This is a genomic window from Corynebacterium sp. NML130628, assembly GCF_001875665.1.
Classification (GTDB): Bacteria; Actinomycetota; Actinomycetes; order Mycobacteriales; family Mycobacteriaceae; genus Corynebacterium.
Genome location: NZ_MLAL01000034.1, coordinates 1 through 7,502, shown reverse-complemented (window position 1 = coordinate 7,502; position 7,502 = coordinate 1). Strand labels below are relative to the sequence as shown.

Below are 7,502 nucleotides of genomic sequence, written 5' to 3'. Positions count from 1 at the left end.
GGCATGCTTGCACGCCGGCGCTTACCAGTACTGCCAGCATCGGGGTCGGGGTTGGTGTTGTAGTGTGCCCAATCCCTCTCGGGTGGGTTTGGTATCAGCGGGGGAATATCGTGCGGGGACATGGGCGTGGACCTCCTTCGGTTCGGCGCTCACAACCAGCCTGCCACCTAGGGCGGGTTGCGTCTTTTGTCACTCGCGTCTCCGCCCACCTCAAAAACGGCAAACGTAAACACCCCTGCAAAAGGGGTGTTAGTGGAGGCTTAGACGTCGAAAATGATAAAAGCCGCATGAGCCACTAAACCCCTGTTGAGCTGGGATTTAGCTGTTTTTGAGACTGCTCGCTACTTCGCTGGAGGTTCGGCGATCCGGCAGTCATCGCTGTAACGCCCACTGGGGGTGGCGTCCGTTTGAAGCCAAGGGGATCTGCGGGTGGGCTTGCGTTAGCGGGTATCTGGTTAGGGGGTGTCATCGCTTTCAGCTAGTGGTTGGAGGGCACGGAGTGTTTCAATACCGGCTTGATTGAGCGTTTCGAGAATTAACTCTGTGAGTGTTTCGTACTCTTGAGCAGTAGATGGACTTGCTTCAAGTTCGTGTTGGACAGTCCTGAAGTGCTTGATCGGTGCGAACCCATTTCGCGGGCGCAGCAAACTTCCAGCCCAAGAGCCTTCGTTCTTACAGATGTAGAGTGGAGCGCACTCATTGACCACGCCATCGTAGACGAGGATACGATCCGGTTGGTATTCCGCACCGGTGAACAGGTAAGCATGGCCTTGAAAGGGTGATGCTCGTATCGGTTGATGTGCACGGTTAGGTACACCTCCCAGAAAGCGAGTAAGGTTAGACTTACCTAATAAGGATGGTGTTTACGTGAACGATAGTGTAACGGATCAGGTTGTTGACGGTGAGTATGGGTCCGCGAAGGAAAAATCTGTCGCTGGCCAGAACGCGATCCGTCAGCTATCGCAGCCGGTGAAAGGCAAACTGTTTATCGCGCAGGTTTTGGCTTTTCTCTCAGGCGTGTTGGCTATTGCCCCGTATGTGGCTCTGGTGGAGCTTGGCAGAGAACTTATGCAAGACCAGGTGGACCCGGCGCGGGTGAACTGGATCGTCATGCTCCTCGTCAGCGCATACATGGCCCGGTTGACCTTATATTTTGTTGCATTGGGCGTGACGCATTTTATTGACCTGTCGTTGCGTAATCAGATGCGTCGGCAAATTGCCGCCCGAATGTCGACTGCTCCGCTGTCGTGGTTTACCCGCGAGGGTGAGGGGAAGATCCGCAAGACCATTCAGGATGATACGGCCACGGTGCATACAGTGATCGCGCACGGGCCGATTGAGAAACTGAACGCGATCGTATCCCCGCTCGCCTTGTTGGTGTATGCGTTTGTGGTGGATTGGCGGCTCGCTCTGCTGTCGATTGCGACGATTCCGATTTATGTGGGCATGTATGGCATGTCGATGCGTGGGATGAATGAGAAGACCGCACAAATGGACACCAAGCTCGCTCAGGTTTCGGCAACGATGGCCGAGTTCGTTGCCGGTATCTCAGTGGTGAAAGCATTCGGCAAGGTCGGCCAAGCCCATAAAGCCTATTTAGATGCGGCCAACGAGTTTTCTAAGTTCTACCGGGCGTGGTGTATGCCGCTGGTGTCGATGTCGGTCGCCTCATTTTCGTGGGTGTCGATCCCGGTGTTGTTGATCGTGAACCTTGGCGGTGGCGCGTTGATGATGAACGCCGGTTGGGTGAGCATCTACGAGGTGATAACGACGACGTTGATCGCCTTGGTGCTGCCGGGAGCGTTGATGGCAGTCGCAACCATCGCCTGGTCGTACCAGCTCGCAGGGTCTGCGGCAGTGAGGCTGGTGAACGTCATGGAGCTATCAGCGTTGAGTCAGCCCGATGCGCCACAGACACCACACGGTCATGATATCGAGATTCGGGGTGTGTCGTATGCCTATGACGACACCCAGGCATTAGACGAGGTGAGCCTGAGCATTCCGGCAGGCACGGTGACCGCGCTGGTTGGCCCGTCGGGTGCGGGGAAGTCGACGTTGGCGAGTTTAATTGCCCGCTTCGATGACCCGGACGCTGGCACGATCACTATCGGCGGGGTTGATCTAAAGAGCATTTCCCAGGATTTGTTGTATTCGACGGTCGCGTTCGTCTTGCAAGATGCACAGCTTATTCGCGACACCATCCACAACAACATTGCCCTGGGCGCGCCAGACGCAACCTTGGATCAGGTGCGACAGGCGGCGAGAGCCGCGCAGATCGACGAGTTCATCATGAGCCTGCCAGATGGTTACGACACCGTGTTGGGGGAGGACACCCACGTTTCGGGCGGGCAGGCAGCCCGTATCGCGATCGCCCGGGCGCTCATGGTTGATGCCCCAGTGTTGGTGCTGGACGAGGCGACGGCGATGGCGGACCCGGAATCGGAATCGAAAATTCAACAAGCTCTCTCGACTCTTGCCAAAGGCAGAACCGTGATTGTGATCGCCCACCGGTTGGCCTCGATCAGGGGCGCGGATCAGATTGTCGTCATGGAACGCGGGCGCATTGCTGTGGTCGGTAAACACGACGAGCTGTTGGGTAATGCGCACTATCAGGCACTTCTTGCCCAAGGTGCATGTGAGGAGATGACACGATGAATCAACTATTGCTGCCACGCTTTAAGCGTTTGATGGAACCCGCCTCGTGGCGTGACCTCTCGGTCGGTCAAGCGTGGGGTGCGGTCTCAGGACTGTGTCACGGCTTTGCCCTGCTGATTCTGCTTCCCGCAGCAAGTGCCCTAGCGACCGGAATGCCGGTGTGGGGGTTATCGTTTTGGGGCTGGCTCATCGCCTTGGCGGTGATCTCGGTAGCGGGTGTAGGCACCGAGTTTTATGGTATGCGCACCGGCTATATTGGCGCGCTCGGGTTCATTCACGACGTCCACCACGCAATAGGTAACAAAGTAGCCCGCCTACCGTTGGGAGTGTTCGATTCGGGTAGCTCTGGCCGACTGTCGCGCATGGTCACCCAGGAAATGATGAACTTGGGCGAGTCGGCGGCGCACTTCATTTTCTCCCTCGTCCAAAAACTCTCAGCCGTGCTGGTGATCACTGTGGGAACCTGGTTCTGGGATTGGCGGCTGGGACTGACCTTGACGATCGCGTTCCCGATCATGCTCGCCTTCCTCCATATCTCCCGCGTGCTTCTTGATAAAGGTAAGCAGGTTTCCGAACCAGCTGAGTCAGAATTGGCGGCTCGCATGGTCGAATTCGCCACCTGCCAAGGCGCGCTGCGCTCCTGCCATGTCGCCGACGACTACCCGGCCCTTGATCGGGCATTCAAACAGGCTGACCGCAAAAGCCGCAAAGCATTGTGGATCGAAACATTAGCGAACCTGATTAATGGAATGTTCGTCCAAGCCCTTGTCGTGATAATGATCTGGCTGACCGCCCAACTCGCCCTCGGCGGGCAAATGAATGCGCTGAACGCCGTGGTCACAATCGGCATGTGCCTGCGGTTCACCACCATGCTCCAAGACATCGGTGGCTGCATGACCGGGCTGGAAGAACGCCGCCAGCAGATGAACCACGTCGACAAGGTCATGGATGCCCCCGAACTGTCCGAACCCGATGCCTCTACACCAGTGAGGGCACCTGGTGATGTTCGTTTCGAGGACGTCACCTTCAGCTACGATCCGGACACCCCGGTGCTGCACGATATGTCCTTCCATGTCCCGCAAGGCGGCATGTGTGCCCTGGTTGGTCCATCTGGGTGCGGGAAGACGACGATCGCCCGGATGGTTGCACGTTTCTGGGATGTGCAGTCCGGCAGCGTGCGCGTTGGCGGAGTGGACGTGCGCGAGCAGACCACCGAAGATTTGATGCGCCAGATATCTCTGGTCTTCCAAGACGTCTACTTATTCAACGACACTCTCGAAGCCAACATTCGCCTTGGCAATCCCGAAGCTACTGATGAAGAAATCAGGTGGGCCGCTGAGCTGTCGGGCGTGACGGAAATTGTCAACCGCCTCCCAGACGGCTGGAATTCATTGGCGGGTGCTGGCGGGCGTGCACTGTCAGGTGGGGAACGCCAACGAGTGTCCATCGCTCGCGCCTTGGTGAAGAAAGCCCCGATCGTGCTGTTCGATGAGGCCACCAGCGCGTTGGACGCGGAAAATGAAGCCAACATTGTTGCGGCGATGAACGAGCTGCGTAAGCACTCCACACTAATTGTCATCGCCCACAAACTTGAAACCATTCGCCAAGCTGACCAAATCATTGTGCTCTCCCACGATGGGCGTATCGCCCAGCGCGGGTGCCACGACGAGCTGGTCAATCAGCCGGGTCAATACCGCGATTTCTGGCAAGAACGCATCAACGCAGCTGGATGGCAACTCGTCTAAACACAGCACGTATAAGCACATGAAAGGAAAAACTATGTCTACGCCTACATCCTCGCGCCTCAACACGCGCGACTTCATCAACATTGGCGTCTTCACCGCCTTGATGTTCGTCATCGTGTTTGCATTCGGAATGCTCGGGTTCATCCCCGCCGCCATGTATGCCGGCTTCTTGCTTTCTATTCTCGTTAACGGCATCGTCTTTGCGCTGTTCACAGCACGCACTCCGAAGATGGGGGCATTGACAATCATGCTGATTATCATCGAAATCCTCTTCTTCGTGACCGGCCACTGGGTAGGGGGAATCGCGGTGGCCGCTGTATTCGGCCTGCTCGCCGACCTAGTCATTACCAAGGGGCCGAAGAGCGTGAAGGTTCGCGTTCCGCTGGCATACGCACTGTTTATTCTGCCGATCTATGTTTCCCCGTGGATGCCGCTATTTATGGACCAAGACGCATATATGTCGCAGATCGCCGAACAAATGGGCGCCGAGTATGCCGCGAAGATGGCGCAGGTTGTCACGATTCCGATTCTGTTGGGCTTCTTCGTTGTGATGCTCATCGTGGGCTGGCTTGCTGGTCTGTTGGGAACCAGGGTGGCGCGTAAGCACTTTGAACGGGCCGGTCTTGTCTAAACTTCCCGACCCGCGCACGATTATCGTAGCGCTCGTCATCGTCTCCACCACGATCTACAGTGCCTACTCGCCGTGGTTCGTGTGTGCTCTGGGCGGATTCGCCGCCGTGATGCTGGCGAGCGCTGCGATCAACCCCAACACGCTCGTGCGCCCGAGCTGGGTGGCCGTCTACCTGGCCACGTTTGCGGTCCTCGGCGGGCTCGTCTTCGTGATACCACTGGTGTGGAAGTCAACGGTCAGCGCGTTCCTCATGCTGTTTTTGCAGTGGATGTGGCGATTCAGTGTCAGCGCAGGCATGGGCGCATACGCGATCGGTGTAATCCGACCCGCCACCTTGCAAAAAGCACTCGTCAGCTCACGGATCCCGACCTGTTTCACGATCCCAATCTCGGTTGCCTTACGGGTGCTGCCCGTGATCGGCCACGAGGTTAAAGCGATCTCAGATGCGATGAAACTACGCGGCATGTCTGCGTTTTCCCTGCGCGCGGCCCAGTACTTCACAATCCCGCTGCTATCGACCGTGGTACGCAGCGGGGACGAACTGGCATCTGCTGCCCTCGTGCGAGGACTGGGCGGAACCGCAAAGCCCACCTCAGTCACGGTCGTGAAATTCCGTGTGATCGACGCAGTCATTCTGCTCGTCGTTATCGGCTTCGCGATATGGAGAATCGTCCTATGACAATAACCCAAGCCACCGGCGTCACCTTCACCTATCGAGGAGCAGACCACCCCTCAATCACTGACGCAATCATCACCATCACACCTGGAACCGTCACCTTGCTGTGTGGCGCATCGGGATCGGGGAAAACCACCGCGCTACGGCTGTTTAACGGGCTCATCCCGCACTTTCACGACGGCGACCTTACCGGAAGCGTCACAGTCGACGACATTGACGTGGCACGAGTAGATCTATCAGAGCTTGCCCACCACTGTTCGACAGTGTTTCAAAACCCACGCACCCAGTTCTACACCACTCACGTGCGCCAAGAACTCGCCTTCGGCCCAGAAAATCTCGGCCGCGCCCCGCAGGAGATCTGTGCCCGCATTGACGAGGTTGCAGCCGAGTTAGGTATCGCCGACCTGTTGGAATCCCGCGTCACACAGCTGTCGGGCGGGCAGATGCAACGCGTGGCCTGCGCCGTCGCCATGTGCAACAACACGTCGCTGATCGTCTTTGACGAGCCGACCGCGAACCTATCAGCTGATCTTATCGGCCAACTCGCCACACTCATCGCCAGGCTCAAAGCTGATGGACACACGATCATCATTGCTGAACACCGGCTAAGTTTTCTTTCCGGGATCGCTGACCGTGTCTACTGCTTCGACAAAGGCAAGATCGCCCTCACCGCAACCGGCGAAGAGTTCTACGCTACCTCGGATGAGGAGCGCAAACAGCTTGGACTGCGATCCCTAGTGACTGTGTCTATGCCACAACTTCCGGAACCGGCAGGGGAGGGGCTCACGATCGACAACCTCACCTTCGCCTACCGGCAGGGGAAAACGGTTCTCAACGTCGACCATGCGCTCTTTCCGGCAGGGAAAATCACAGCGCTCCTCGGCCCGTGCGGTTCAGGGAAATCAACCCTGGCACGCATTGTTTGCGGACTAGAAAAAGCCAAACACGCATCCATCACACTCAATGGACAAAAATTCCCCAGCCGTGACGCCTACCTTGTGATGGAAGACCCTACCCGACAGTTGTTCTCAGATACCGTCATCGACGAAGTCACGCTCGGCACGACCAAAGCCGAAAAGCAACACATCGATGCCCACGCGATCCTTGAAGAACTCGACCTTGCCGACCACGAGGCTGACCATCCCCAAGCACTCTCTGGCGGGCAGCGCCAACGCCTGGTTATTGCTACAGCGCTTGCTGCGAACAAGAAAGTTTACATCTTCGACGAACCCACGTCCGGTGTTGGCTACAAGCACCTTGTCGCGATTTCCCGAGTAATGCGTAAACTCGCTGACACTGGTGCCGTCGTCATTGTCATCACCCACGACGCTGAACTCGTTACCGAGGTCGCCGACCATAGCGTCCGCCTTGACCAGATCAACGCCTGCTAACGCAAACGCTCGCTCAGCCGAAAGAGAGGAAAGCGCTTCCGCAGGTCAGAGCTAATGCGCTATACACTCGCTAACGCAAGCGATTTTCTTGACCCCCTTGGGGCGTACGCGCTAACGCAAACGCCTACTTATCATTTTCGACGTCATAGTGGAGCCGGCGACGGTGTCCGAAGTCACGACATAGTTGACACGGCGTGCCTGCGAGAACCTTCCTGATGGTTGACACCTCAGCCGCGACATGGTTGACACCGACCAGCCACTGCGTGGCGCAAACGCGCATCGGGATCAGTCGGGACATCGTTGACAAATGAACAGCCCCAACCGCAACCTCGCAATCGTTAAAGCCGTACGAGACCAAGGCGAGCCAGCCGCAAAAGTCGCCAAGCGATTCGGAATCTCCCGCC

The 7,502-nt window shown here is 57.2% G+C and carries 5 protein-coding genes; all 5 read left to right on the top strand.

Annotation, left to right across the window (positions count from 1 at the left end; translation table 11 throughout):
* The first annotated feature begins 867 nt into the window (after window positions 1-867).
* The 5 genes from BJP07_RS08800 to BJP07_RS08780 are packed head-to-tail and all read left to right on the top strand — an operon-like array spanning window position 868 to window position 7,098.
* Window positions 868-2,655 (top strand): ABC transporter ATP-binding protein, encoded by a 1,788-nt coding sequence (locus BJP07_RS08800; protein WP_071567112.1) that lies wholly within the window; start codon window positions 868-870, stop codon window positions 2,653-2,655.
* Window positions 2,652-4,400 carry an ABC transporter ATP-binding protein gene (locus tag BJP07_RS08795; RefSeq protein ID WP_070975613.1) on the top strand — a complete coding sequence of 583 codons (1,749 nt, stop codon included), beginning with the start codon at window positions 2,652-2,654 and terminating at the stop codon, window positions 4,398-4,400. The genes BJP07_RS08800 and BJP07_RS08795 overlap by 4 nt, the downstream gene beginning before the upstream one ends.
* A gap of 34 nt (window positions 4,401-4,434) precedes the next feature.
* Window positions 4,435-5,031: an MptD family putative ECF transporter S component gene (locus BJP07_RS08790; RefSeq protein WP_070361801.1), complete on the top strand. Its 597-nt coding sequence runs from the start codon at window positions 4,435-4,437 to the stop codon at window positions 5,029-5,031.
* Window positions 5,024-5,710, top strand: coding sequence for an energy-coupling factor transporter transmembrane protein EcfT (locus BJP07_RS08785; protein ID WP_070361802.1), 687 nt, complete (start codon window positions 5,024-5,026; stop codon window positions 5,708-5,710). Before BJP07_RS08790 ends, BJP07_RS08785 begins: the two co-directional genes overlap by 8 nt.
* Window positions 5,707-7,098, top strand: coding sequence for an ABC transporter ATP-binding protein (locus tag BJP07_RS08780; protein WP_071567111.1), 1,392 nt, complete (start codon window positions 5,707-5,709; stop codon window positions 7,096-7,098). The genes BJP07_RS08785 and BJP07_RS08780 overlap by 4 nt, the downstream gene beginning before the upstream one ends.
* The last annotated feature ends 404 nt before the right edge of the window (window positions 7,099-7,502 follow it).

Bases quoted from the DNA above. Each gene is read 5' to 3' on its own strand.
- BJP07_RS08795 (WP_070975613.1), top strand. From the start codon at position 2,652: ATGAATCAACTATTGCTGCCACGCTTTAAGCGTTTGATGGAACCCGCC.
- BJP07_RS08790 (WP_070361801.1), top strand. From the start codon at position 4,435: ATGTCTACGCCTACATCCTCGCGCCTCAACACGCGCGACTTCATCAAC.
- BJP07_RS08780 (WP_071567111.1), top strand. From the start codon at position 5,707: ATGACAATAACCCAAGCCACCGGCGTCACCTTCACCTATCGAGGAGCA.